General features: G+C 60.9%; 21 protein-coding genes. 18 read left to right on the top strand and 3 right to left on the bottom strand.

Annotated features, from left to right (window positions below; genetic code table 11):
- Positions 1-174: 174 nt before the first annotated feature.
- The 4 genes from FJ546_RS10145 to FJ546_RS31160 are packed head-to-tail and all read left to right on the top strand — an operon-like array spanning position 175 to position 2321.
- Positions 175-651 (top strand): hypothetical protein, encoded by a 477-nt coding sequence (locus FJ546_RS10145; RefSeq protein ID WP_140752291.1) that lies wholly within the window; start codon positions 175-177, stop codon positions 649-651.
- Positions 648-974: a hypothetical protein gene (locus tag FJ546_RS10140; protein WP_140889193.1), complete on the top strand. Its 327-nt coding sequence runs from the start codon at positions 648-650 to the stop codon at positions 972-974. Before FJ546_RS10145 ends, FJ546_RS10140 begins: the two co-directional genes overlap by 4 nt.
- Positions 975-987: 13 nt before the next feature.
- Entirely contained in the window at positions 988-2115 is a 1128-nt protein-coding gene (locus tag FJ546_RS10135) for a WD40 repeat domain-containing protein (protein ID WP_140889192.1), read from the top strand.
- 32 nt (positions 2116-2147) lie between these two features.
- Positions 2148-2321 (top strand): hypothetical protein, encoded by a 174-nt coding sequence (locus FJ546_RS31160; protein ID WP_181166115.1) that lies wholly within the window; start codon positions 2148-2150, stop codon positions 2319-2321.
- A gap of 117 nt (positions 2322-2438) precedes the next feature.
- Here FJ546_RS31160 and FJ546_RS10130 read toward each other — a convergent pair whose 3' ends face one another.
- On the bottom strand, positions 2439-3062 hold the full coding sequence (locus tag FJ546_RS10130; RefSeq protein WP_140889191.1) for a TetR/AcrR family transcriptional regulator: 624 nt from the start codon (positions 3060-3062) through the stop codon (positions 2439-2441).
- Positions 3063-3224: 162 nt separating this feature from the next.
- Between FJ546_RS10130 and FJ546_RS10125 the strand changes: the two genes are divergently transcribed.
- From FJ546_RS10125 to FJ546_RS10090, 8 genes are all read left to right on the top strand, one after another.
- A complete protein-coding gene (locus FJ546_RS10125) occupies positions 3225-4394 on the top strand; it encodes a patatin-like phospholipase family protein (RefSeq protein ID WP_140889190.1) in 1170 nt (389 codons plus the stop codon).
- 99 nt (positions 4395-4493) lie between these two features.
- Positions 4494-5279 carry an acetoacetate decarboxylase gene (locus tag FJ546_RS10120; RefSeq protein WP_140889189.1) on the top strand — a complete coding sequence of 262 codons (786 nt, stop codon included), beginning with the start codon at positions 4494-4496 and terminating at the stop codon, positions 5277-5279.
- On the top strand, positions 5263-6093 hold the full coding sequence (locus tag FJ546_RS10115) for a 3-hydroxybutyrate dehydrogenase (RefSeq protein ID WP_140889188.1): 831 nt from the start codon (positions 5263-5265) through the stop codon (positions 6091-6093). Before FJ546_RS10120 ends, FJ546_RS10115 begins: the two co-directional genes overlap by 17 nt.
- A 19-nt stretch (positions 6094-6112) precedes the next feature.
- Positions 6113-6415 (top strand): hypothetical protein, encoded by a 303-nt coding sequence (locus FJ546_RS10110; protein WP_140889187.1) that lies wholly within the window; start codon positions 6113-6115, stop codon positions 6413-6415.
- 323 nt (positions 6416-6738) lie between these two features.
- Positions 6739-7821 carry an efflux RND transporter periplasmic adaptor subunit gene (locus FJ546_RS10105; RefSeq protein WP_140889186.1) on the top strand — a complete coding sequence of 361 codons (1083 nt, stop codon included), beginning with the start codon at positions 6739-6741 and terminating at the stop codon, positions 7819-7821.
- Positions 7821-10919 (top strand): efflux RND transporter permease subunit, encoded by a 3099-nt coding sequence (locus FJ546_RS10100; RefSeq protein WP_281405644.1) that lies wholly within the window; start codon positions 7821-7823, stop codon positions 10917-10919. The genes FJ546_RS10105 and FJ546_RS10100 overlap by 1 nt, the downstream gene beginning before the upstream one ends.
- A 15-nt stretch (positions 10920-10934) precedes the next feature.
- A complete protein-coding gene (locus FJ546_RS10095) occupies positions 10935-11531 on the top strand; it encodes a hypothetical protein (RefSeq protein WP_181167883.1) in 597 nt (198 codons plus the stop codon).
- 22 nt (positions 11532-11553) lie between these two features.
- Positions 11554-12756 carry a patatin-like phospholipase family protein gene (locus FJ546_RS10090; protein WP_140889184.1) on the top strand — a complete coding sequence of 401 codons (1203 nt, stop codon included), beginning with the start codon at positions 11554-11556 and terminating at the stop codon, positions 12754-12756.
- Between the two features lie 892 nt (positions 12757-13648).
- On the opposite strand, the gene FJ546_RS10080 is transcribed toward FJ546_RS10090, so the two are convergent.
- Positions 13649-14215 carry a helix-turn-helix domain-containing protein gene (locus FJ546_RS10080; RefSeq protein ID WP_140889183.1) on the bottom strand — a complete coding sequence of 189 codons (567 nt, stop codon included), beginning with the start codon at positions 14213-14215 and terminating at the stop codon, positions 13649-13651.
- 993 nt (positions 14216-15208) lie between these two features.
- On the opposite strand from FJ546_RS10080, the gene FJ546_RS10070 reads away from it, so the two are divergent.
- The 6 genes from FJ546_RS10070 (at position 15209) to FJ546_RS10045 (ending at position 22325) form a co-directional block, all read left to right on the top strand.
- Complete coding sequence (locus FJ546_RS10070; protein ID WP_140889181.1) at positions 15209-15481, top strand: hypothetical protein; 273 nt, start codon at positions 15209-15211, stop codon at positions 15479-15481.
- 146 nt (positions 15482-15627) lie between these two features.
- Positions 15628-16668, top strand: a complete 1041-nt coding sequence (locus FJ546_RS10065) for an efflux RND transporter periplasmic adaptor subunit (RefSeq protein WP_181167882.1) — start codon at positions 15628-15630, stop codon at positions 16666-16668.
- Positions 16665-17759: an efflux RND transporter periplasmic adaptor subunit gene (locus FJ546_RS10060; protein WP_140889179.1), complete on the top strand. Its 1095-nt coding sequence runs from the start codon at positions 16665-16667 to the stop codon at positions 17757-17759. Before FJ546_RS10065 ends, FJ546_RS10060 begins: the two co-directional genes overlap by 4 nt.
- Positions 17749-20850, top strand: a complete 3102-nt coding sequence (locus tag FJ546_RS10055; RefSeq protein ID WP_140889178.1) for an efflux RND transporter permease subunit — start codon at positions 17749-17751, stop codon at positions 20848-20850. Before FJ546_RS10060 ends, FJ546_RS10055 begins: the two co-directional genes overlap by 11 nt.
- A 272-nt stretch (positions 20851-21122) precedes the next feature.
- A complete protein-coding gene (locus FJ546_RS10050) occupies positions 21123-21644 on the top strand; it encodes a hypothetical protein (protein ID WP_246686799.1) in 522 nt (173 codons plus the stop codon).
- Between the two features lie 264 nt (positions 21645-21908).
- Positions 21909-22325, top strand: coding sequence for a lipocalin-like domain-containing protein (locus FJ546_RS10045; RefSeq protein WP_181167881.1), 417 nt, complete (start codon positions 21909-21911; stop codon positions 22323-22325).
- 2076 nt (positions 22326-24401) lie between these two features.
- Here FJ546_RS10045 and FJ546_RS10040 read toward each other — a convergent pair.
- Complete coding sequence (locus FJ546_RS10040) at positions 24402-25010, bottom strand: hypothetical protein (RefSeq protein ID WP_140889176.1); 609 nt, start codon at positions 25008-25010, stop codon at positions 24402-24404.
- Positions 25011-25319 lie beyond the last annotated feature (309 nt).

Here is a 25319-nt window from a genome sequence, read left to right as displayed (position 1 = left end):
GTAACGTTATTTTACAAATGTATATTACGACTGTAACATTTAAGCATGTTTGCGGTGCAATATAACTTGTTCGCTTGCGCAATATAATCAAACTCTGTCGACATCTATTCATTTTCTCTTTCTTCTCTAATATCTATGAGGCAAGCCTTAAACGGTACAATGCCGGAGAAGATGATGCCGAACGACAAAGACAACCGGGGTCCGGCCCAGCCAATGTCCAACCAGGCCGACGGGGTGACCGGCGACTTGGTCAGGCTGATGCCGCGCGACCTGGTTTTCGTCATGCGCTTCATGGGCGAAAGCCAGTACCGGCTGCAGAGCCATTTTCAGGACTTCATCCGCGCCGAGCTCGCCGCCGGCGGCGTCACCACGCAAACCCATCCGATGATCCATCTGTTCATCGAGAACCACGCGATCCTGCTGCGCGACTTCGTGTTTTCCGGCGTTTCGCTGACGCGCCAGTTCCACGTCGACGAGATCGAGCGCCTCACCGGCGACACCACATCGATGATCCGCGTCGATATCTGGGATCAGCTCAAGAGCCACATCGAAACGGCCGAGAAGCAATTCCAGTCGCAGGCCCACACGCTGCCCAAACTGCTCTCGGCCTTCGAAAAGCCGACCGGGCCGACAGCCCAGGAGGAAAAATGATGGCGACTTCAGTGAAAGCCGCTACGCGTGAGGTGCTGCTCGACCGCCGGCTGGCACTTGTCGGCAATGTCTCGGCACTCACCGCCGAGGCATTGCGGCTCAATCAGAAGCTCGCCGGCGTCGAGATGGAGGTGCTGCGCGTGGAACTCGAGATCGGCAGGAGCGGCACCAGCGCGCAACTGGTGCAGGATTTGCATGAGGCGGAAGAGAGCGCCGAGGCGATCGTGAACGCGCGCGCGGCGTGCGAGGACCATATCGCCGCTGCCGAAGGCGAGGTCGCGGATGTCGATCGCGAGCTTGCGGCGACGGTGAACGAGGACTGACGGGAGAGGCACAATGAACCAGCAAACGATGCAAAACCTGACTCTGTTCGACCTGCTGGCACGCAGCTGGCGATGCCCGTCGGCGATCGCCGACCTCTGCTTCAGCGCCGATGGTTCGACCGTTGCTTTCACATCCGTGGATGGAACCGTCGCCATTGCCGCGGTCGCCGACCAGGAACCACCGGAATCGCGGATCCGGGTGAGCGGCGACCTCGGCCAGATGACGATCCGCCCGCGCGAGAGGCCGCCGGTGCCGTTGATCGCTTCCGCGGCATTTGGCGATGGCGATGCCCCCCTCGCCGCCTACCTGCATTCAGGCTTCCTTATCGGAACGGCGGCCGGCGAAGTAGTGCATCTGACAGCTGACGGCGACGTTGCGGAAACGCTAATCAAGATCGAAGGGCCCGTCGTCGCCATCGATCATAGTGCCCGGACGGCCGTGACGGCGGTCAGTGACGGGCACGATGTCTTCCTATCGCGCAACCGCGGCGATGTGGCGAGACTGGAACACGCTGCGACATCGTTGACGGGTGCACTGGCCTTCTCGCCGGACGGACGCCGCCTAGCCTGCGGCTCAAGCAATGGGCTGTCGATCTGGGCGATCGAAGGGCCTGCCAGCCTGATACGGGACTTTTCCTTTCCGGCGCGCCCGACATCCATTCGCTGGAGCGGCTACGGCACATGGCTGGCTTGCGGGTTGGAGGCAGGGGGTTTTGCGCTGATCGGCCTTGCCGATGGTCTGACCGATACCGTCGCGGGATTTCCCTCGCCGGTACGCACGGTGTGTTGGAGCCCGCCTGCGAATGCGCTGCTTGCGTCGGGCGCGTTCCGGATCGCCGGCTGGTCGATGACCGCACCGCCACTTGACGGCGAAACGGCCGGAGCATTGGAAACCGGTCGCGCCGGTCTCGTTCTGGTCGAGACGGTGGCGGCGCACCCCCAGAAGAAACTTGTCGCGGCTGGTTACGCCAACGGTCGGATCACCGTCGCCCAGATCGGCGGACGCGACGAACTTCTCGTCAGGCCCTTGGGCAGCGGGGTAACGGCGCTTGCCTGGTCCGCCGACGGGCGGCATCTGGCTGCGGGCATGGTCGACGGCACCGTGGCGATCATCACCTTCCCGGCGCAGATGTTCAAATAGCGGGCGCAGTCCGCGTGAAACAGGAGGATAGAGTGCAGACCGAAATCACCACCGAGGAAGAGAGCAAGGACGCGTTCTTCGAACAACTCGCCAAACTGTCGGAAGAGATGGTGGCCAAGCATGGCAAGGATTTCAGCATGGGCGCATTGGTGCTTGCCGCGCGCTGGATCGCTGAGGGCCGGGTTGGCCAGTTGAAGACGAACTAGGCAGCTCCGTTGGCTTTGTGGCTGGCCGGACGTCCCGGTGAGCAACGGTCGCAAGCAAAGTCACCGCGTGAGCAGACATCGCCATGGCGAAAAGGCAGAACATCGTGGATGGCAATATCATGACCATTTTTTCCAGGCGTTCTGCTGGTCCGATCGCGACGCACCCAAGGCCCGAAGCGCCGCCTCGACAGTCTGTTGTGTCACTTCGGGCCTAGCGCCCCGATCGAGGATACCCCGCGTCACCTGCAGCCATATGCCCATCACGATGTCCACTGCCAGCTCCGCGTCCCGTATGCTCACACGCTCTTGAACTATCGCCTGCGCGATATCGGCCTTGAGGTTCGTCCGGACACCTCGCGCATACTCGCCGCGCGATTGAGAACTTTGAACGACCAGACGTGCCCAGTTCGCGTCCGAGATCGCCTTTTCCAAGAACTTCGTGAAGGCAAAGGATAGGCGTTTGAGTGGATCCTCCAGTGCGCGGCGCGCGTCCCCCAACACTGCGTCAAAGCTCTCCCCGAGTTTTTCCCCCACAGCTGCAGCCAGTTCGTCGATGCTCTGGAAGTGGTAGTAGAAGGTACCCTTCGCGACGCCGGCTGCCTCGACTACCGCATCGATCGTAACCGCCTCGCGAGGCCGTTCTGCCATCAGCATCGTCCCGGCATCCAGGATCAGGGCACGCGTTTTTTCTCGCTTCTCCCGTCCGATCTCCGCCCTGCGCGCCAAATCAACCTTTGCCATCCGTCCTGCCTTTTCTGCATTGCACCATTACGCAAATGTCATATTGACTAAATAGTCGATTTGACCTAGTTGTGCAATATGAAAGTTGTTCGGCCAACCGGGCAGCACTCGATTTCCCGTTTTCGCAACCCAAACGTATCCGAACTACAAGGAATGGCATCTATGAATGTTCAGTCCCAGCACTTCAAGTCAGGGAGCCGGCCGCTGCCGTTCGAATGCATTGCCCTGGTGCTGCAAGGTGGAGGCGCGCTTGGGGCCTACCAAGCGGGAGTCTATGAAGCTCTTGCGGAAGCCGACATTCATCCGGGCTGGGTCGCCGGCGTCTCCATCGGTTCCATCAACGCGGCAATCATCGCCGGGAATGCGCCTTCCGAACGGGTCTCAAAGCTGCGTGCGTTCTGGCGCGAGATTACGGCGAACCCCCTGCTCGACTGGGCTGCCGCTGCAGGCGCGCTCGCTCCCAAAGGCGACCTGCCCCGCGCGATCTTCAATCAGTTCAGCGCAGCCTGCGCGGCCATTGCTGGCGCGCCGGGCTTTTTCAGCCTCCGGCAACCTGCTCCCTGGCTCCGCCCGGGTGGTGCAATCGAGGGCACAAGCTTTTACGAAACCACCCACCTGAAGAGCACGCTTGAACGACTTGTCGACTTCGACCGGATCAACGCAGGCGGCATGCGTTTCAGCGCAGGCGCCGTCAACGTGTGCACGGGTAATTTCGTCTACTTCGACAATCAAACCCATACGATCCGCCCAGAGCACGTGATGGCCAGCGGCTCACTGCCGCCAGGCTTTCCGGCAGTTGAGATCGAGGGTGAATTCTACTGGGACGGCGGCCTTATCTCGAACACTCCATTGCAATGGGTGGCCGAGCACGGACCTCGACAGGACACGCTCGCCTTCCAGGTGGATCTCTGGAGCGCCCGGGGTGATTTTCCTCGCAATCTTGCCGACGTTGCGACCAGGCAGAAAGAAATCCAGTATTCCAGCCGCACGCGCGCCAACACCGAGCAGTTCAAGCAGCATCAGCGGTCTCGGCACGCGCTTGCGGGCTTGCTTGCAAAGCTTCCCGCCGACCTGCTCGGCAGCGATGAAGCCACCATACTGAGCTCTCTTGCCGACCACAAGGTCTACAAATTGGTTCACCTGATCTACCGGTCCAGACAGTACGAGACGCACTCAAAGGATTACGAATTTTCGCGGCTATCGATGGAGGACCATTGGCAAACGGGCTACTTCGACGCGGCGCGCACGCTGCGTCACCCCGAGGCACTAAGCAGGCCGAACAACCTGGAGGGAGTCAGCACGTACGATCTCGCCGAGGACGGGCAGGAATAGCAGCCGCAACGCAAACGCGACTGAGACTGCGATCCAAACCCCAAGCTTCAAACGGGCTGTTTCTGAGCCCAGCAGACCTCTCCACCAAGGAATTCCACCATGAAGCAAGACAGCGTCCGGGAAACGGCCTTCGCCATGCCTCTGACCAACCCCGCCTATCCAGTCGGCCCTTATCGCTTTCGAAATCGCGAGTATCTGATCATCACCTATCGGACGGATCCGAGGAAATTGCGCGAGCTTGTGCCGGAACCGCTCGAGGTGCCCGACCCATTGGTGAAGTTCGAGTTCATACGCATGCCCGACTCTTCGGGCTTCGGCGACTACACGGAAAGTGGACAGGTCATTCCCGTCTCCTTTCGCGGCCGCCATGGCAGCTACACCCATTGCATGTTTCTTGACGATCATCCGCCGATCGCAGGTGGCCGCGAACTGTGGGGTTTCCCAAAGAAGCTAGCCAGTCCCACGCTCCGGGTGGAGACCGATACTCTTGTGGGCACGCTCGACTACGGCCCGGTCCGGGTCGCCACCGCAACGATGGGCTACAAGCACCGGGCTGCCGAACTCGCACCCGTAAGGGCCTCGCTCAGTAACCCCAACTTCCTGCTGAAGATCATCCCCCATGTCGATGGCAAGCCGCGTATCTGTGAACTGGTGGAATACCGTTTGGAAGACATCGATCTTAAGGAAGCGTGGCACGGCCCGGCGTCGCTGGAACTCTGGTCGCACGCGCTCGCCCCGGTTGCCGAACTGCCCGTCTTGGAAGTGATGTCGGCGATGCACATCATTGCCGATCTGACCCTGCCGCTCGGGACGGTCGTCCATGACTATCTTGCTAAGACGAAGCCCTCATACAGCAAAGGAAAAACCCATGCACTCGCGGATTGAAAGGTTGTCGACCAGGCAGGCCGCAAGTCCCGACGGCCGGCTCGTGGACCAGGTGGCTATGATCACTGGAGCGGCGAGCGGCATCGGCAGGGAAATTGCACTCGCCTTTGCCAGTGAGGGTGCAAAGGTGGTCATCGCCGATCTCGATCGGCAGGCGGCCCAAAGAACCGCGGCCGAGATCGATCCCGAGGGCAAACGTGCGCTCGGAGTCGCGATGGACGTCGGCGATGAGGAGCAGGTCGAAATCGGCGTCGGCCAAGCGATCCAAGCCTTCGGCCGGTTGGACGTCCTGGTCAGCAATGCCGGTGTCCAGATCGTCGGCCCTCTTGTCGAATTCGAATTCGCAAAATGGAAAAAACTCCTTTCCATCCACCTCGATGGCGCCTTCCTGACCACCCGCGCCGCCCTACGGCAGATGTACAAGCAGAACAGCGGCAGCATCATCTACATGGGATCCGTACATTCCAAGGAAGCATCGCCGCTCAAAGCGCCGTATGTGACAGCCAAGCATGGCTTGATCGGTTTGGCTAAGGTCGTAGCGAAGGAGGGTGCCGCCCACGGAGTTCGTGCCAATGTGATCTGCCCCGGTTTCGTTCGTACGCCGCTGGTTGAAAAGCAGATTCCCGAGCAGGCGCGCGAACTCGGGATATCCGAAGCGGACGTCGTCAAAAACATCATGCTGAAGGAAACCGTCGACGGCGAGTTCACGACTGTGCAGGATGTGGCGGAGGCGGCGTTGTTTCTCGCGGCCTTCCCCTCTAACGCTCTGACTGGCCAGTCGCTCGTGGTCAGCCATGGGTGGTCGATGCAGTAGCCCTTTGGAGAGCATGTCGATGGGCAAAGAGGTCTGGCTAGTCCGGGCCTGGTCGAAGACATGGACGCATCGCTCGCGCTGGACATTAGAAGTTGATTATTTCAATCCTTTTCAGATCGGCACCACAGGCACTATCACTATGACTTGTATAGTATGCGAACAAAACTTCCTGGCGCGCCCTGTTCGCTATTACTTCTGCTCCAAGGTGTGTTGGGATGCAGCGATGAAAAACACTGCTTGGAAGATCCTGTCGGAGAAAGACTTCGGCCTGTTCACGCCTGTCAAGCTTACCACTCCCACCCGCTATCCTCGGCCATCCTGACCCGACCAGCCCAGACATGCGACCAGGTGGAAGCACCCCATGGCCGCGAATGCTGATCAGGCGTTTCAAAGTCACACGGCTTCCATGCCTAGCAAGCACCCCGTGAAGCGCCGCAGAACCCGGCCTGTTGTTCAGGTTCTCCACTCCGTCTCCTTCGAGCCCTCCTCTCATTCGCCATGCCTTTTTGCATGGCACGATTGCGCGCAACTCATATTGACTACATAGTCGATTTGACTTAATAGCCTAAATCGAGATTGAGCCACTCAGCTTGGCTCGCCCTCTCTCAGTTCCCTGCAACCTCGACCTTTCGAGCGGAGGCTTCCATGCGCCTGTCGTGGCGTCATTTCCTTTTGGCCGGTATCGCCGGCCTTTGTCTTGCCGGTTGTTCACAAAAGGAGGCCGAGGCGCCGGCAGCGCCACGAACGGCCCGCGTGGTGGTGGTAACGCCCCACAAGTTCAAGCTGGTAACGCAAGGCGCCGGCCGCATCCAATCGCGCTATGTCAGCCAGGTTGGCTTCGAGGTCGGCGGCCGGCTCGTCTCACGCGATGTCGACGCCGGCGCAACAGTCAAAAAGGGCCAGAAGCTCGCGGAACTCAGCGCGGTAGACTACCAGAACAAGGTGACCGCCACGGCGGCAGACCTTGATGCGGCCAGGGCCGCGCTCGCTCAGGCCGCCGCCCAGGAAGACAGATTTCGGCTCCTCCTCGGCAAGGGCTTTGCCACGCATTCGCAGTATGATGACGCGCTGAAGTCATTGCGGAGCGCGCAAGCGCAGGTTCAGGCGGCTGAGGCCAATCTGCGCATCGCACAGAACCAGCTTGCCTATACGGAGTTGAGGGCGCCCGACGACGGCATCGTGACCGCGACCGGGGCAGACCCCGGCCAGGTGGTGGTTGCCGGACAGATGGTGATCGAAATTTCGCGCAATGACGAGCGCGAAGCCGTCTTCGCCGTGGCGAGCGAGGACATCGTCAGGGCAAGCCTTGGCATGCCGGTGAATGTTGCGCTCCAGGCTCACCCTGAAATCGCGGTGACAGGCACGATCCGCGAAATTTCGCCCGAGGCTGACAGCGCCACCGGCACCTATCAGGTGAAAGTTGCGGTACCTGCTCCGCCCCCGCAAATGCGGCTGGGAGCAATCGTTGTTGGTCGTGTCGAAAGCGACGAAGGTCACATGGTCGCGACACTTCCCCCGAGCGCACTGCTGCAGTCCGGAGACCAGCCACAGGTTTGGGTGGTTGGCAAAGGCGACAAGGTAGAGCGGCGCAAGGTCCAACTGCTCGAGTTCGATGCAAGTTCCGTCACCGTGAGCCAGGGGCTGGCCACGGGCGACAAAGTGGTGGTCGCCGGGGTGAATTCCCTTGCCGACGGCGAAGTGGTCAAGCCCAATGCGGAGGTCGAGTGATGGCCAGCTTCAATCTTTCCGAATGGGCCGTGCGCAACCGCTCGATTGTCATCTTTCTAATGCTCGTCTGCGTTGCGGCCGGCATCACTTCTTACGAGCGTCTCGGTCGTCAGGAAGACCCGGATTTCACGGTGCAGACCATGGTGGTCCAGGCAAACTGGCCGGGAGCAACCGCCGCGGACACGCTGCAGCAGGTGACCGACCGGATCGAAAAGAAGCTCGAGGAAACCCCGAATCTCGATTACCTCAAGAGCTACACCAAGCCAGGCCAGGCGACGATTTTCGTCTACCTTAAGGAGTCCACCAAGAAACGCGACCTCGACGGCATCTGGTATCAGGTCCGCAAGAAGGTGAACGACATAAGGCAGACGCTGCCGCAAGGCGTGGTCGGCCCCTTCTTCAACGACGAGTTTGGCGATGTCTTCGGCACCATCTACGGCATAACCTATGACGGTTTCAGCCCACGTCAGGCACGCGACTTCGCCGAGACCGCACGGGCCGAATTCCTGCGTGCTCCCGATGTAGGCAAGGTCGACATCTACGGCGACCAGGATGAGAAGGTCTATCTGAATTTCTCACCGCAGAAGCTCGCCAATCTGAAGCTCAGCCTGGATGACGTGCTGACGGCGATCGCCCGCCAGAATGCCGTTGTGCCTGCCGGAATCATCAACACGCCCAGCGAGAATGTGCTGGTCGACATGACTGGTTCCCTGTTGGCACCTAAAGACATAGCCAAGCTCAATCTGTCGGTGGGAGGGCGGTTCTACAAGCTCTCGGACATCGCCGAGGTGCAGCGCGGCTACAGCGATCCGCCCGGCAAGATGTTTCGCGTCAACGGCAAGCCGGCCATCGGTATCGGCATCAACATGCGCGATGGCGGCAACAATCTCGATTTCGGCAAGGGTCTCCACGCAGCGGCCGAGCGGCTCAAGCAGCGTTTCCCGGTCGGCATCGAGCTCAATCTGGTATCGGACCAGCCCGAGGTCGTGCGTGAGGCGATCGGCGAATTCACCAAGGCGCTCCTCGAAGCAGTCGCAATCGTGCTCGTCGTGAGCTTCCTCAGCCTCGGCCTGCGCGCCGGCCTGGTGGTCGCTTTGTCCATCCCGCTCGTCCTTGCCATCGTCTTCGCATTCATGGAATTCGCGGGTATCAGCCTGCAGCGCATTTCGCTTGGTGCGCTCATCATCGCGCTCGGCCTTCTGGTCGATGACGCCATGATCACGATCGAGATGATGATCTCCAAGATCGAAGAAGGCATGCCGAAGATCAAGGCAGCAACCTTTGCCTACACGTCCACCGCCTTCCCAATGCTGACGGGAACGCTGATCACGCTGCTCGGCTTCCTGCCGATCGGGTTCGCGGACAACAACACCGGGCAATACACCTTCTCGCTGTTTGCCGTCATCGGGGTGGCGCTCATCGCCTCATGGTTTGTGGCCGTGATCTTCGCTCCGGTACTCGGGCTGACCCTCTTGCCCGCGCACATGAAAGCGCATGGGGCGGCCGAACCTGGACCGTTCATGCGGCTGTTCCGGCGCCTGCTGGCGTTCACCATGCGGCATCGTTTTCTCACCATCGCCGCATCCCTCATTGCCTTTGGCGTCTCACTTTACGGCATGGGCTTCGTCCAGCAGCAGTTCTTCCCGGCCTCCAACCGGCCTGAACTGCTGGTGACGATGACGCTGCCCAAGAATGCCTCGATCGCCGCTACCGAGGTGCAAACGGAACGGCTGGAGAAGGCACTTGCTGGCGACGCCGATATCGAGCGCTTCTCCTCCTATGTCGGCGGCGGCGCCATCCGGTTCTATCTGCCCCTGGATGTGCAGCTCGACAACGACTTCATGGCCGAGACCGTCGTCGTGGCCAAGGACCTCCAGGCGCGCGATCGCGTGCAAGCCAAACTGCAGGCGCTGTTCGCGGACAATTTTCCGGACGTGACTGTGCGCATTTCACGCCTGGAATTGGGACCTCCCGTCGGCTGGCCGGTGCAGTACCGGGTGAGCGCGCCCACTCCCGAGGATGCCAGGAAGTACGGTGAGCAGGTTGCCGATATCCTGCGGGCTTCCGGCCTTGTGGAGACCGTCAACTTCGACTGGGGCGAGAAGAACAAGGCGCTGCGCATCGTCGTGGACCAGGACCGTGTCCGGCAGGCGGGGCTAAGCTCCGAACAGCTTTCCCAGGCGCTCAACCGGGTGCTCAACGGCTCGACTGTTACGCAACTGCGCGATTCCATCTACCTGGTCGACGTGGTCGCGCGTGCTCAGAACGACGAGCGTTCCACCATCGAGGCGCTGCGCAACCTCCAGATCACCACGCCGACGGGTGCATCCGTTCCGTTGCGCGAGCTCGCCGATTTCAAATACGAACTCGATGAAGGCTATGTCTGGAGGCGCCAACGCCTGCCCACCATCACGGTGCAGGCACAGCCGCTGCCGGGACTGCAGCCCGCCTTCGTTCACCAGCATGTCGCCGCGGCGCTGGACACGCTTTCCAAGTCGATGCCCGCGGAAACATCGATCGAGACCGGCGGCACGGTGGAAAAAACCGCGCTTAGCAACGCCGCCCTGATGGCCCAGTTCCCGCTGATGATCACCTTGATGCTTACGGTGTTGATGGTCCAGCTCGGGAGCTTCCGACAAGTGGCCATGGTCGTCAGCGTGGCGCCTCTCGGGCTCATCGGAGTTGCCATCGCGCTGCTGACGACCAGCACGCCGATGGGCTTCATCGCGACGCTCGGGATCATTGCGCTCGCCGGCATGATTATCCGCAATTCGGTAATCCTGGTGCACCAGATCGAGCATGAGCGGGCCCAGGGGATCGAGCCATGGAAGGCGGTGATCGACGCGACCGTCCACCGGTTCCGGCCGATCATGCTCACCGCGGCGGCGGCAATCCTCGGCATGATCCCGATCATGCACGATGTTTTCTGGGGCCCGATGGCCTACGCCATCGTGGGCGGGCTCGCCGTCGCCACCATGCTGACGCTGGTTTTCCTGCCGGCCCTTTATGTGACGGTGAACCGGATCCGGGAAAGCGAGCCATCGGCAGCGCCTGAGCCAAGCATTAGTGCAATCCCGATCCTGGCCTTGTCGGACTGAGAAAGGAGAACAGCCATGCTGGAAACACGCCCCACTCTCCTTGACCGCTTTCTTGGGACCGATGCCACCATGTGTGCAGAACCCGACGAGACGACACGGCAATATGTCGACAAGATGCTGGCCGCAGCGCTGCAGGAGGCGCAGTCGGTCGCGCGTTCCTACGACACCAAGGCTCAGATCGTGGGCGTGGGCTACATCCTCGCCCTCAACTTGATCCTGCGATTTGGTGATCTGCTGCCGTCGCACGCTCCACTCGGACCGCTGTTCTACGTGGCGGTCTGGGGGATCGTCATCATGCCGATCATGCAGTTCGGACAAGTGCTCTATCCGAGCCGAAAGCGAGCGGACAAGGAACTCAACCGCAAAATAGCCGGTGCCTGCGCTATCCCGCCCGTCTACCATGTGGATCCCAAATTTTTCGCCGATGTGCGCGAACTGGTCCACTTGGCCATGCAATCTGATTGGACCTCGGTGGTATCGGCTGAATTGCTGAAGACCTCACGCGTGAGGGAGATCAAACAGGCGCGTTTCCATCGCGCCCTGCTGATGACCGTCGTCTCCTTCGCCGTGCTCGGAGGCGAACAGCTTTTTCGCAGCTTCGCCATAGCTTGAAACCACCAGGAGCTTGAAAGCTATGTTGAGGATCGTCCTCCTTGGCCTGTGTGCAGTTCAGCTTACCGGCTGCATCGCCGCCTATCCACGCGACGGCGTGCCGACGGCACACATGGCTACAGCCGAAGTGAGTGGCTATCCCAGCGACATACGTGTCTGGGGCGATTCCGGCGATAGTTTTCCGCCCGATCGTCTCATCGCATTCCGCGACGAGAGAATTCAGGCGGCAAAGGCCGATCCGTCTATCAGGCTCCGGCAACTCGACGCGCTCACGATTTCGGGCGGCGGCAGCAGCGGCGCCTTCGGCGCCGGGATCCTCGCAGGCTGGACCAAGGCCGGCACCAGGCCCAGGTTCGACATTGTCACCGGCATCAGCACCGGATCGTTGATTGCGCCGTTCGCATTTCTTGGTCCGGCTTATGACGATCGCTTGAAGCATGCCTTCACCACAATCAAGGACGCCAACATTTATACGGAACACAGCTTCCTCGGCGTCCTGTCGAGCGCCTCCTTCACAAGCAACGCCCCCCTTGCCAGGATGCTGGACGAAGAAGTCACCGAAGACATGCTGGACCAGATCGCCGCGGAGTCCGGAAAGGGGCGGAGGCTCTTCATCGGAACGACCAATCTTGATGCGGATCGGCCGGTGATCTGGGACATGGGCGCCATTGCGGCGAGCCATCGGCCGGACCGGCTGCAGCTCTTCAAGCAAGTTATCCTGGCTTCCACCGCTATTCCCGGGATTTTCCCGCCCGTCGAGTTGAAGGTCACCGCCGCTGGCAAAACGTACCACGAAATGCACGTCGACGGTGGCACCAGCAACCAGGTCTTTCTGATGCCCGCGGGCCTGAGCTTGCGCGAGCTTGATCGGACGTTCCACGCTCGGGTCAAGGCGCGTCTCTACATCATCCGCAACGGCCGTACGACGCCGGTGCCGGGGATCGTCAAGGCCACATTGCCCGATATCGCGGAAAAGGCGGTCTCCTCCCTGATCAAGACGCAAGGGATCGGCGACCTTTACAGACTCTACGCCATCTCCAGGCGCGACGGCATCGCCTACAACTTCATAGACGTCCCGGCCGACTTCACCAGTGAGCCAAAAACCCCATTCGAGAACAAATTCATGCGGGCGCTGTTCGAAAAAGGCTATGAAATGGGCCGTGCCGGCGTGCCCTGGAAAAATGTGCCGCCCGGATTTTCGCGAGGAGCCGGTTCAAGCCGCTGATGCGTCGTCATGCGGCTTAGGCAAGGCATGAAGACGCCGACCAAGCACGGCCTGAGAGCGTCTCTGTCCGAATGTCTGGAGCGCGCCGATTTCGCCGAAACGGGACAACGATCGCTCAAGTTCAGCACTCGCGATAATTGGCTCGATTCGATGTCCTTGAAATGCGTAAAAACGCTTCGAGGTTCTTCAAACGAGAGGGGGTTCGAGTCCGTATTGTGGGCGACTCTCAAAAAATTCAGCGAAAGCAAATGGTTATGCGGATGTTTTGGTGGGCCCGGAGGACGTATTAAGATCGTTGATTCTGTAGAGTTTTTCGTGGGCCAAAATCAGAAAGCTTCCCGTATCGTTCCGTATGGTTCCGCCGCCCAACGCATAGTTGATTTTGACGAGCCCAGGTCTTCTTCGCGTCCGAAAACGGCTCGCGGGATAGGAGGTAATGACTGCAATGGGGCCGGAACCCGACTGGCCGGGTCTCGGATCGAACTCGCAGAAAGCTGACAGTCCGCCTCCGACCCGTTGAGTCGCCGAGACGTTCTTGTCCCCTCACCAGGAACGGACGTAGAAGCGGTCCGCACAGGAGCTACCGCCTTACATGGGCGACATAACCTTCGGGCTGGCCATTGCAATCGCCTGGCGAAGACGATCACGGCGTCTAAGCAGGATCAAGGCCAGACCTTTCGAGTAGGAAATCCTTGCCGCATTTGCCCCTTGACCAGATCAGATGGCGCGGAAAAGCTTTTATGGCGAAGCGGCCGTTGATGCGCCTGCGCAGCAGCTGCTGCACCTGACACCATGTTCGCCGACAGTCCGCGGCCGGCGTTGACGCCCCGGCACATCATCAACATCCGACCAATTGATTGAAGCATCGGCCTGATGGCGGTCGCAGAGTGCCTCAACCTTCTGCACTGGTCCCGTCTATCGCCGCTATTGCGCGGCCGACCAGGCTCGAGATTTCGGCCGTCTCTGCTTCCAAGAGTGCGGTGATCCCAATTACATTTCTCATAATGCCCACTCCCGCCAGGAGGGCCAGGACGAGAGCAGCGCGCAGTTCGGATCGATGGGGCGACATTTCCGCAAGAGGCCTTACGAACCCCGTCGTCGCAAGCTCCTTCAGCACCCTTGAGACTTCAGGGCTCGAAACTGACCGAATTATTATATCCACGGGCTTGACCTCGCCCTCCTCGCGTGGCCGCAGAACGTCCTCGATCATTGCATCGACCGGACTGCGATCGTTGGTCGCGACCCTGATTTGCCGATCGAGGGTCGACTTCACGCTTTCGACAAACAACCGCTCTTTCGATCCGAAACTGCGATGCACCCACGCCACGTCGACGCCGGCGTCGGCAGCGATCTCGCGCAAGCCTGTCGTCTGGTACGACTGGGTCGAAAATTTCCTGACAGCCGCCCGCAGGATGCGTTCGCGCGTCGTTTCGCCAGCCTGAGTGCCATTTGCGTTCACTGGTCATCACCTCCCTTTAAAAATCTTCCCCAGCATAGCTACGCGCAAATTGTTCGTCAACAGCTGTTGACTTCTTGGTCAACGTGTGTTGACTAGCGAGCGTGAACTCGCCCGGCAGAGCTGGAATGCGGATGATCACAAGTCGAACGTAGCAGAAGGGTGGTGTGCAGCATGTCCAGGACTGGCGATCAAGAACCCTGGTTCACGCGAGGCAGGCAGCCGCGCTGCCGCGGACAACATTCATGCGTCTGGGACGCAAAGGAGAACTGAAATGAAGAGGCACTCTAAAACCGTCGCGGCGGCAGTCGTTGCCGGTCTGACGACTTGCCTGATCGCCACAGGCCCGACGGCTGCGGCTGCAGCGATGTCGGGCGTCGTCGTCGGGCAGGTAAATATGCGCGCGGGTCCGGGCACGAAATATCCGGTTGTCGTCACGCTTCCGGCGCGCGCGGGGCTAACGGTCTACGGATGCACGGCAAACGTGACATGGTGCGACGTAAGCTGGGGCCACGACCGCGGCTGGATAGCGGCAAGCTATGTAAGCGTATCCTATGGCGGCACTGCCGTTGTTGTGACTCCCGCGGTCGCACCGGTGGTCGGGCTCACCGTCGTCAGCTTCAACAGGGCCTACTGGGACAGCTACTACGCCGGTCGTGCCTGGTATGGGCAGTGGGCCGCCTACGCAGGCCCGTACGGCCCGGCCCCATACGGCAGAGCGGTTACGGGCTGCGTCGACGGAGCTTGCGGCGGGGCGGTTGCCGGCCCAGGGCGTGCTGCGGCAGGATTTTGCGCCGATGGAACATGCAGAGGCGCTGCAGTCAACCGGGGCCCCTATGGCGGAGTGTGGCTGCGTCACGGCTCCATCTCGCTCCGTTGAGCATCGAACATCGTACTCTGCTTCCGATGTAGCAGGCGGCCGAAGACAAAATCCGTGTATTCGGAAGCAACGGCAGCTTGCTCCAGCACTATCAACCAGCAAAAAAGGTAACAACTATGAAAATCTCTCGCGCATTGATCATGGGCGTCGTCGCTTCCCTGGCGACTCCCGCCTGGGCCGCCAACGCCGCCTCGAACCCCTGTGCCGCAAGTCTCAGTCCCGATGCAAAGCTGATCTATGGAGCGGTCGTGAAGGAGGCGCCCACTCCGTCGACCCTGAAGCAGATCGTCACCGACAAGACGCGCGAACTGGTTCTTTCGAGCACCATCGCGATGTCCACGGCGCGCTCGAACGCGAAAGCGGCCGCTGACTGCATCGCCGGCAAATAGCGTCCGTCGCGAGAAGGCGGAGGTAAATACCTCCGCCTTCAGGGTCGTTCATTTCGGGATACGGGGACATGGGATTGCTTCACAACATGGGACTGACAGTCTCCGACCGCCACGCCTTTGCCGCTGCCGTCACGGCAGCGACTGCCTTGATCGTTGCCGGCTTCACGGTCTCGGTCGAAGCGGCCGAACGGCCTGCCAGGCCGGTCGACGTCATGCAGGTCAGAGCGCAGGACATTCCTATGACGGCGTCGATCTCCGGTTCGATCGCCGCCCGCAACCAGCACGATCTCTCGTTTCGCGCAGGCGGTCAGGTCACAGATATCCTGGTCGATGTCGGGGATCGTGTCAGCAAGGGTCAGGTCCTTGCGAGTCTGGACACCCACGCGCTGCAGGCCAGCGCCGATCTCGCCGCAGCCTCCGTCAGCTCTGCTGAGGCGCAGCTGACCCAGGCGCAGGCAGACTTCAATCGGCAGAAGACCTTGTATGCCGACGGAAACGCGACGCGTGCGGCGCTGGATGCGGCCCAAGCATCGCTCGACACCGCAAAGAGTGGCCTTACCGGCGCAGAGGCCCTCGCCGCTTCCGCCAAGGAAGTCCTCAGCTATGCGCAGTTGCCGGCGACCGCCGATGGCATCATCGTCGCCCGCTCCGTCGATGCGGGCCAGGTGGTTCAGGCCGCCCAGCCGGTGTTCACGGTCGCCGAGGATGGTCCGCGCGACGCGGTTTTCCAGGCATATGAACGGGCTCTCGAGGGCGTGCCACGGGATGTGCCGGTCAAGGTCGAGCTTCTGGCAAGCTCCACTGTCGTGGCAACGGGACATGTACGCGAGATTTCGCCGACCATCGATCCCTCGTCCGGAACGATGCGCATCAAAGTTGGACTGGATCCTGGCTCGCCATTCATGCCGCTGGGGGCGTCGGCCACCGGATCCATACCGCTTCCGCCGCAGCACGGCTTTGCCCTACCCTGGAGCGCGTTGTTCCGCGACCGCGACGGTCCGGCGGTCTGGATGGTCGATACAGCTTCCGACACGGTGTCGCTGCAGCCGGTCGTGATTGGCCGCTATCTCGACAAGATCGTCATCATTGCCTCCGGACTGAAGGACGGCGCGACCGTTGTGACGAAGGGCGCGCAACTGCTGTGGCCCAACGAGAAGGTCAGTCCCAAGGCGGAGGTGTCACAATGACCGCAACTCTCCGGTTGCTGAGCGTCGGAACGCTCGCAATTCTCGCGCTTGCCGGATGCGACGATCGGACCGACGAAGCCGCCGCGCCGGTGATCCGCCCGGTACTTTCGATCGTCGTGCATCCGGTAAGCGATGAGTTGGTCGGCCCCTATGCCGGGGATATTGAAGCGCGCTACAAGACCACCTTGAGCTTCCAAACCTCGGGGCGGATCATCAGCCGTTCCGTTCATGTGGGCGACCTGGTCACAAAGGGGCAATTGCTGGCCTCGCTGGACGCCACGACCGACGAGGCCCAACTGGCCTCGGCACAGGCCGATGTGGCGGCCGCGCAGGCGACGTACCACAATCTCGCCCTTGTCGAAGAGCGCGCCAAGGCACTCTTGCAGACCGCCGCCGCGCCGCAGGCCCAACTCGACAGCGCCATCAGCGCGCGAAAAACCGCACAGGCGCAATTGAACCAGGCGCAGGCGAACCTTGCGAAATCCGAGAACGAACTGACGTTCACCGCGATAAAGGCCCCGTTCGACGGTGTGGTCACGTCGACCGATGCCGAAGTCGGACAGGTCGTGAGCGCCGGCCAGTCGGTCGTCACCGTGGCGCGACCGGACGTGCGCGAGGCGGTGCTTGAATTGCCCGAAGCACTTGCCTCGCTGGCAGTGCCCGGCACGCCCTGGGGCGTCACGGTCGTCGGGGTGCCGGACGAGAAGACCACGGGCATCGTGCGCGAAGTTTCGCCGCTCATCAGCGCGTCCACGCGCACGCAGACGGTGAAGCTGTCCCTGACCAATCCGCCGCAGGCATTCCGGCTCGGTGCAACCGTCGACGTTTCCCACGAACGAAGCGTGCCGTCTGAATATCTCTTGCCCTCGAGCGCCATATTGAAGCGGGACGGGAGGACGCTCGTCTGGACGGTGGATCCGAAGTCGCTGAAGGTTTCCTTGAGGGTCGTAGGGCTGGGCGCAACAACCGATACGTCGGTCGCCATCACCAGCGGGCTTCGTGACGGCGACCGCGTGGTGAATGTCGGCGTAAACAGTCTTGATGAAGGTCAGCTGGTAAAACTCGAAAGTGAGGGCTCCAATGCGCTTTAATCTCTCCGAATGGGCCCTCGAGCACCGCTCCTACGTCTGGTTTCTGATGGCGCTGGCCGTGGTCGCCGGCATCTTTTCCTACGAGCGGTTGGGACGTGAAGAGGACCCGAGCTTCACGATCAAGACGATGGTGATACAGGCCTACTGGCCGGGCGCCTCGCTTAACGACACCACAAACCAGGTGACCGATCGGATCGAAAAGGCGCTACAGAGCCTCGACACGCTCGACTATACGCGAAGCCAGACGACACCGGGCAAGAGCACCGTATTCGTCAATCTGAAGGAAGCAGCGCGCGGCCGCACCGTAAGCGATTCCTGGTATCAGGTCCGCAAGAAGATCGACGACATCCTCAACCAGTTCCCCCAAGGCATTCAGGGGCCCTATTTCAACGACGAATTCGGCACTGTCTACGGCAATGTCTACGCCTTCACCGCCGATGGGCTCAGCTATCGGCAGCTTCGCGACTACGTCGAACAGGTGCGTACCGACATTCTGACCATTCCCAACATCGGCAAGGCCGACCTGATCGGCACACAGGACGAGGTCATCACGATCAATTTCTCGACCGAAAAGCTCGGGACGCTCGGCATCAGCGCGCAGCAGGTGATGGACCAATTGCAGGCCCAGAACGCGGTGACGCCGGCCGGCGTGATCAATGCGGGCGCCGAACAGGTGCAGCTACGCGTCGGCGGCCAGTTCAAGTCTGAAGACGATCTGGAGCGGGTGAACCTCAAGCAGGGCAACAACTTTTTCCACCTTGCCGATGTCGCGACGATCACCCGCGACGACAAGGATCCGCCCGATCCGCTGTTTCGATTCGACGGTCATCCGGCGCTAGGGTTGGGCATTTCGATGACGCCGAACGGCAATCTTCTTAAGTTCGGCGAAGCGCTCAAGGCCAAGATGGCCGAGATCGAGAGCCGTCTGCCGATCGGGGTGGGGATCCATCTGGTGTCCGACCAGCCTGCCGTGGTCAAGAAGGCGGTCGGCGGCTTTACCAGCGCCCTGTTCGAGGCTGTGGTCATCGTCCTCCTGGTCAGCTTCGTCAGCTTGGGGCTGCGGGCGGGATTCGTGGTGGCCTTGTCGATCCCGATCGTGCTCGCCGTGGTTTTTCTCTTCATGTATGCAGACAGTATCTCGCTGCAGCGCATCTCACTGGGTGCCCTCATCATTGCGCTGGGCCTGCTGGTCGACGACGCCATGATCACTGTGGAAATGATGGTTTCCCGGCTGGAGGCGGGTGATAGCCTCAGGAAGGCGGCCACTTTCGCTTATACCTCGACCGCCTTTCCGATGCTGACGGGCACTTTGGTCACGGTCGCCGGCTTCAGCCCCATCATTCTCAATACCAGCACCGCGGGCGAGTATGTGGCATCGCTGTTCTGGGTGATTTTTGTCGCGCTGCTCAGTTCCTGGGTTGTGGCGGTCCTGTTCGCACCCCTGATTGGCGTGCAGATCCTGCCCAAAACTATGAAGTCCGCATCCGAAAGGCCGCAGCGTCTTGCCAGATGGTTCGCGGCGAGCCTGAGACTGTCACTACACTATCGTTGGATCACCATCGGCAGCACCCTGGGCCTGTTCGTGGCGGCGGTCATCGGCCTCGGTTCGGTGCAGCAGCAGTTCTTCCCGGCCTCCGACCGACCGGAAATCCTGGTCGACATAACATTGCCCGAGAACTCCAACATCCAGCAGACCGAGCAACGGATGGACGCGTTCGAGGCGAGCCTGAAAGGCGATCCCGACCTCGTGCGCTGGAGCTCGTATGTCGGCGAAGGTGCGGTGCGGTTCTACCTGCCGCTCGACACCCAGCTATCCAACCCGTATTTCGGCCAGATCGTCATCGTCCCCAAGGACCTCGATGCGCGGGCCCGCGTGAAGACCAAGCTCGATAAGCTCGTTGCCGACAAGTTCTCCGATATCGACGTCTTCGTGCACTTTCTCGATATGGGCCCGCCGGTCGGCCACCCCATTCAGTATCGGATGAGCGGTCCCGATATTCAGGCCGTCCGTGCCTACGCGCTGGACCTCGCCGGCGTGGTGGATACCAATCCGCATATCGGCAACATCAATTTCGACTGGAACGAGCCCGGCAAGTCGGTCGAAATCGATGTCCTGCAGGACAAGGCGCGGCAATTGGGCGTGACCTCGCAGAGCGTCGCGCAGGTACTCAACAGCGTCATTGCCGGCACCACGATCACGCAAGTTCGAGACAACATTTATCTCGTCGATGTCGTCGCCCGCGGCGAACGCGACCAGCGCGATTCCATCGAGACGATCCAGAACCTGCAGGTGCCGACCGCGAGTGGCGTGGCTGTGCCGCTGGCCTCGTTTGCCGACATCGTGTACGGGCTCGACCAGCCGACCGTCTGGCGCCGCGACCGGCTGCCCACGATCACGGTGCAGGCCACCCTCAACGATGCGATCCAGGCCGCAACCGTGAACAAGCAGCTCGCGCCGCAAATCGCCGCGTTCAGCGCGAAGCTCCCGCCGGGGTACAAGGTTGCGGCCGGCGGCACGCTTGAGAGCAGCGACAAGTCGCACGCCGCCCTGGCGGCGACGCTGCCTATGATGGTGCTGCTGATCGTCTTGATCCTGATGACCCAGATGCAGAGCGTGGGTAAGCTCCTGCTGGTGCTGAGCGTCGCCCCGCTCGGGCTGATCGGCGTCGTCGCGGCTCTACTGTGGAGCGGCCAGCCGCTCGGCTTCGTGGCGATTTTGGGCGTGCTGGCGCTTGGCGGCATTCTCATCCGCAATTCGGTGATCCTGATCAGCCAGATCGACGCCTTCCGGGCAAGGGGCGATGATCCCTGGCACGCGGTAATCGCGGCAACCGAGCACCGCATGCGGCCGATCCTGCTGACGGCCTCGGCCGCGAGCCTGGGGATGATACCGATCGCCCGCGAGGTGTTCTGGGGTCCGATGGCCTATTCGATGATCGGAGGCATCATCTTTGCAACGGTGCTGACCCTGTTCTTCCTGCCGGCGCTCTATGTCGCTGCGTATCGCATCGAACCGGAGCCCGAAACCCCGGCGTCGAGCGAACACCCCGCGGAAGTGCCAGCTCCGAAGGCCATCTGCAACGTGCACTGATCCTAGCGCGGCGGCGAGCCCCACAGGTTGGCGTCGCACGCCCCGGGCCGACAACATCCCGGCATCGGACCCGGCAGGCAGCGACTTCACTCGCCCGCCCCGGGCGGAGGCGGTTTCGGCGGCGCACCTCGGCTCGGCGGGTCAACCGGGGACCGCCCGCCCGCCCATGCCGTTCGCCGGTGGCCCTCCACATTTGTAGATCATAACGGTGGCGGGAATTTTTCTTTCGCGCTGCGCTTCAGTCGACAAGCGTCCAAACGGGACAGCGGCGTATGAATATGGCCACGCATTCGGGGCGTTCCCGGCAGTCGGGCCGATGCACGGCCGCCGGAGCGAATGGCAAAAAAGAAGGGTACACGACAATGGATCCGGGCACGATCTCGGCCCTCTCCGCACTAGCCGGCTCTTTCATCGGTGCCCTCGCATCTGTGGGTACGACTTGGCTCACACAAAACCACCAGGATCTTGTGGAACGGATGAAACAGGAAGGCGCGCATCGCGAGCGGATTTTTGGCGAATTCATTGATCAAGCCTCGAAAACCTACGCGGACGGCGTGGTTCGAGAAGGCTTGGATGACCCGGCCAAGCTTGTCCCCATGTATGCGACCATCAACAAGCTTCGCCTTTTCGCGACACCGGATACGATCGCCGCGGCAGAGGCGGTTCTGGAAGGGATCGTGGAAACCTATGAATCGCCCTCTCCCGCTCCGCAGGCGCGCAGGCAACTCGCGGCGCACGACATACTACGCACGTTCGCGGATTCGTGTCGTGCAGAACTTGCCCGCCTGAGATGACGTGAGGAAATGGGCACGAGCGACCTTTGATGCGTGCGGACGCGAATCTTTTGACTCGTAAGTTGCGGTTTTGGGCGAACGCCCGCGAGTAAGCGCGCCGAGGAAGGCCTCTTCGCCTTGAGTATCGACGAAACGGGTGGGAGAGGCGGCGTTGTTCATTTGAATTTGCCTCCCCCGGTCCCTTCACGATCTTCCGGCGGTGAACGGCCCCTTTGGTGGCGACGGCATGGCGGACCGCTGGACCGTGTGGTAATGTTGACCAGAATGTCCGAGTTTGAAGGCACCTGGCGGCTGCTGAGCCGCATTGACCGCGCTACTGACGGCAACGTTCGAGATGAGCCCTCGCTGGGCTCCGATCCCATCGCCATGATCACGTACGCGACGGGGCACTTTTCGGCCCAGTTCATGAAGCGCGACCGGGCGACGGCAAAGACGATGCCTGCCTCGTCGAACAACACAGGGACTGTAGGGGGCTATGACGCATATTTCGGCACCTACCGCATCCGCGATGACGGGCTCGTCGAGCACCGCCTGATCGCCGCACTGACACCCCAGAACGTCGGCATGGTCGTGATCCGCCGTCTCGGCACGCGAGATGGACAGCTCGTCATCGAGCTCGATACGACAACCGCCTCTGGTGAGCCCGTAATGCGAACGCTCACCTGGGATCGGATTGCTTGAGGCGTTGCAGGCCATACGCCCTGGACCTTGTCTGCCCGTCGCTAGTATGTTGGCTCGCCTAAGCGATGACCTCGCGCTGCTGCTGGAAATGCGCAGTGCTAAAATCTAAGAAAAGTCCGTCAACTCCAAATTAGCGAGATGTTGATACATTCGACGAAACCAGTTGTTGTTTCAATAACTTGGTTTTTGAAATTGGCGGAGAAGCGGGGATTCGAACGCATACGCCTAAATAATCAGCTGGCACGCGGTTGTGTGATGGGAACGTCCGCTTTTGGAGGTCGGCCAACGCAGCTTTAACGACCGACCTTGGGCGCAAGGCTGCCATTCGCCAGAACATAATGCGATCGACGAGTGGCGGGGCCGCTCCTTGAATCGACTTTGGCGGACCGCGTCGTAAGCCATTGATAGATAACGATTATATTAGTTGCGGAGGGTGTCGTATTAACGCTTCGAAGTTCTCAAACGAGAAGGGGGTTCGAGTCCACACCGTGGGCCATTCTCAAAAAATACAGTGATAACAATAGCTTATATGGGTCTTTTGGTGGGCCCGGAGGGAGTTTGCCCGCCCCTGCCCCACAAGTTATTGATTCGACAGCACGATTCGCCCTAGCGAAAATCGCTTGAATCTGGACCGTACACCTACAGGTGTACGGCGAGGTGTATCCCACCAAGGATTCCCCTGTCAACAATAGCCCTTTTCAGGCTCCTCATGCCTCGGTCGGGATATCTGGAACTGATCGGCCAAGGAGGACGGCAAATGAACGTCGGGGCCATGCATCTCGGCAAGGCCGGTAGACCTTCCTTCCTGACGTTGCGCTACATCAATCGGCACTTGCGAATTCGGTCACCCACTGAACCGGTGACATCCGGCCGGAATGACTGAAGCCGACCCTTTGCAGACGAACCTGAAGGGGGGAAGATAGGTCCGGCTAGGCCCTCAATCGGAGAAGGCGAATGGCGTGGACTAAAATTGTTCGACGTATCGGTTTCCGAGTTTGCCCGAAGTGCGGAAATCCCGGCTTCGACCTTGAGCCGGGCGAAGACATCGATGACGTAAGCGCCAAGGTCAGATGTGGCAAATGTGGCTATGTTTGCTTTGCCGATGAGCGGCCCATGGTATCGGAAGACAAACCGGAATCTCCATAGTTTCCTTCGTCCGCTTACCACTCATGCCGTCTCTGTTTTACTGCCTGCGCCTCAATCCGGCTCTAGCAGATTTGTTGCGCTTCGATGGTTTCTTCCAACTTCTGTACCACCGAAGCTTTTGGGTGGGAGCGCCAACCAATCGATAGCCAACGTTCTGCGCAACCTGGATCACAATTGCAGCGAGCCAAATCCCGCTGAGAAAACCCAAAGGACCGAAAATCCTCCCCAGCGTCGGCCCTCCAACGCTCCGGGCCAAGTTCGCGATGGGGACACCTAAGCTCAATACGAGGAAGAGGTAGGCTATCATAAAGAGGGGCAAGAACCGGACCAAGCCATTCTTCGATGCCGATGGTCGGCTGAGCCAAGCGCTGAGAGCAATGATAACGACAATGGCAAAGATCGAGAAAGCCACCGATTTGACAATCATCTCAGCGCTTGGTGGGGCCACTTTGTTACCTCATAATTCGGCCGCCAAGCATACCATGCTCATCGGGCGGAAAGTACACCATTCGCCTGGCGCCGATTTGCCGTGGTGTTGGGCCTAGTTGCTTTGGCACTGTGTATGGGCACCAAGCGAGCGTTCGTCTTGCCCCGGACTTCACTCGCTGATCGTGTGGCCAATTAAAACGGCGCGCCGCCATGGCGGCGGCAACACTGCCCTCGTGAAGGCAGTCGAAGTGATGGACGACCCCGCTGCTCACCGACGCGGAGTAGGTGTGGGGTAGGACGGAGACGAATATGAGTATGAGCGGTAGCCGCTATAGCGGCTTAGTGCAAAGCGACGTCGCCCGCTCGGCTGTGGCCCCGGCCTGATGCTCCGATCCGGTAGGCCAAGCCAAGTCGGTGGCATTCAATATCGAGGGCAAGGCGCTGCTTGGTGAAACCGCTCGCGACCCAAAATCGTGACTCTTGTCACGAAATCATGCCCCGTCACCGTGGCGGCTTTCTTTTCGTATTGTCGTCCGGCGTAGGTTCGTCGGGCTCAGTGGCTTCCTGCAACCTGGCATCGCGCGCGGCCTTCAGAAGCGCGGCATCCGCCTCGGCGTCGGTCATTCCTGGTTGGACTATCTGACGGAGACCTCGCCAATCTGCTTCCTTGATTGCCATATAGACCCAGTCGAGCGCCTCCATGGGCACGCGTGCGAGGAAGGTGGCGGCGGCGGCGGCGCGGGCGGCGGGCGCGGGCCGCGACAGGTCGCGCAGGATCCTCGAATAAGATGGCCGGGAACGATAGCGCCCATGCGCTGCCCGTGGCCGCATCGGCATCTGTCCGCCTTCTCCGCTCTCCCTGTCTCCCTGCTCCGCCGAGACATCCGTACGAGGGGGCAAGGGCTGCGGTGCCGGCACAGCTTGGGGCACGGGGACAGGCAGGGTCGGCGCGCGACCGATCAGGAACAGCAGGAGCGCGGAAAATTTCGCCGTGAAGGACGTCGCCGGATCGGCGAGCCTCCGGCGATGCTGGTGCCGGCGGTAGCGCCAGCGGTCCCGGCAGGTCCTGCGTCTGTTCCGGTCATCCTTCTTCATGAACTGCTCGGTCATGGTTTCACCCTAGAAATGCGGCCTGTAGGCCGGAACCGGATCGACATCGGGAGCGGTGACAGACGCGGACGAGCGATGTCGCTTCCCTCCTGCTTGGTAGTAGTCACGCAACCGGACCAATGCCTCGGCGCGGGTTTCCCGTGGCGGCTCGGCCGTCCCGATAAGGAGCCCCGCGAGCCGACGGCCAATTTTCTCAGCGAGGCGACGAAGCTCGTCGAGGTCCAGGCGGACAAGTCGGCGTGCGTCCTGAAGGTGATGCAAGCGCGAATGCTGTCGACGCCGCGTCCGCCACAATGCATGCCGGATCCG

The sequence above is a fragment of the Mesorhizobium sp. B2-4-19 genome, assembly GCF_006441315.1.
Classification (GTDB): Bacteria; Pseudomonadota; Alphaproteobacteria; order Rhizobiales; family Rhizobiaceae; genus Mesorhizobium.
This window is presented reverse-complemented; position numbering and strand designations above follow the sequence as displayed.

Bases quoted from the DNA above. Each gene is read 5' to 3' on its own strand.
- FJ546_RS10130 (WP_140889191.1), bottom strand. From the start codon at position 3,062: ATGGCAAAGGTTGATTTGGCGCGCAGGGCGGAGATCGGACGGGAGAAG.
- FJ546_RS10135 (WP_140889192.1), top strand. From the start codon at position 988: ATGAACCAGCAAACGATGCAAAACCTGACTCTGTTCGACCTGCTGGCA.
- FJ546_RS10055 (WP_140889178.1), top strand. From the start codon at position 17,749: ATGCGCTTTAATCTCTCCGAATGGGCCCTCGAGCACCGCTCCTACGTC.
- FJ546_RS10145 (WP_140752291.1), top strand. From the start codon at position 175: ATGCCGAACGACAAAGACAACCGGGGTCCGGCCCAGCCAATGTCCAAC.
- FJ546_RS10105 (WP_140889186.1), top strand. From the start codon at position 6,739: ATGCGCCTGTCGTGGCGTCATTTCCTTTTGGCCGGTATCGCCGGCCTT.
- FJ546_RS10100 (WP_281405644.1), top strand. From the start codon at position 7,821: ATGGCCAGCTTCAATCTTTCCGAATGGGCCGTGCGCAACCGCTCGATT.
- FJ546_RS10045 (WP_181167881.1), top strand. From the start codon at position 21,909: ATGTCCGAGTTTGAAGGCACCTGGCGGCTGCTGAGCCGCATTGACCGC.
- FJ546_RS10090 (WP_140889184.1), top strand. From the start codon at position 11,554: ATGTTGAGGATCGTCCTCCTTGGCCTGTGTGCAGTTCAGCTTACCGGC.
- FJ546_RS10110 (WP_140889187.1), top strand. From the start codon at position 6,113: ATGGGCAAAGAGGTCTGGCTAGTCCGGGCCTGGTCGAAGACATGGACG.
- FJ546_RS10070 (WP_140889181.1), top strand. From the start codon at position 15,209: ATGAAAATCTCTCGCGCATTGATCATGGGCGTCGTCGCTTCCCTGGCG.
- FJ546_RS10060 (WP_140889179.1), top strand. From the start codon at position 16,665: ATGACCGCAACTCTCCGGTTGCTGAGCGTCGGAACGCTCGCAATTCTC.
- FJ546_RS10040 (WP_140889176.1), bottom strand. From the start codon at position 25,010: ATGACCGAGCAGTTCATGAAGAAGGATGACCGGAACAGACGCAGGACC.
- FJ546_RS10050 (WP_246686799.1), top strand. From the start codon at position 21,123: ATGAATATGGCCACGCATTCGGGGCGTTCCCGGCAGTCGGGCCGATGC.
- FJ546_RS10140 (WP_140889193.1), top strand. From the start codon at position 648: ATGATGGCGACTTCAGTGAAAGCCGCTACGCGTGAGGTGCTGCTCGAC.
- FJ546_RS10095 (WP_181167883.1), top strand. From the start codon at position 10,935: ATGCTGGAAACACGCCCCACTCTCCTTGACCGCTTTCTTGGGACCGAT.
- FJ546_RS10125 (WP_140889190.1), top strand. From the start codon at position 3,225: ATGAATGTTCAGTCCCAGCACTTCAAGTCAGGGAGCCGGCCGCTGCCG.
- FJ546_RS10120 (WP_140889189.1), top strand. From the start codon at position 4,494: ATGAAGCAAGACAGCGTCCGGGAAACGGCCTTCGCCATGCCTCTGACC.
- FJ546_RS10115 (WP_140889188.1), top strand. From the start codon at position 5,263: ATGCACTCGCGGATTGAAAGGTTGTCGACCAGGCAGGCCGCAAGTCCC.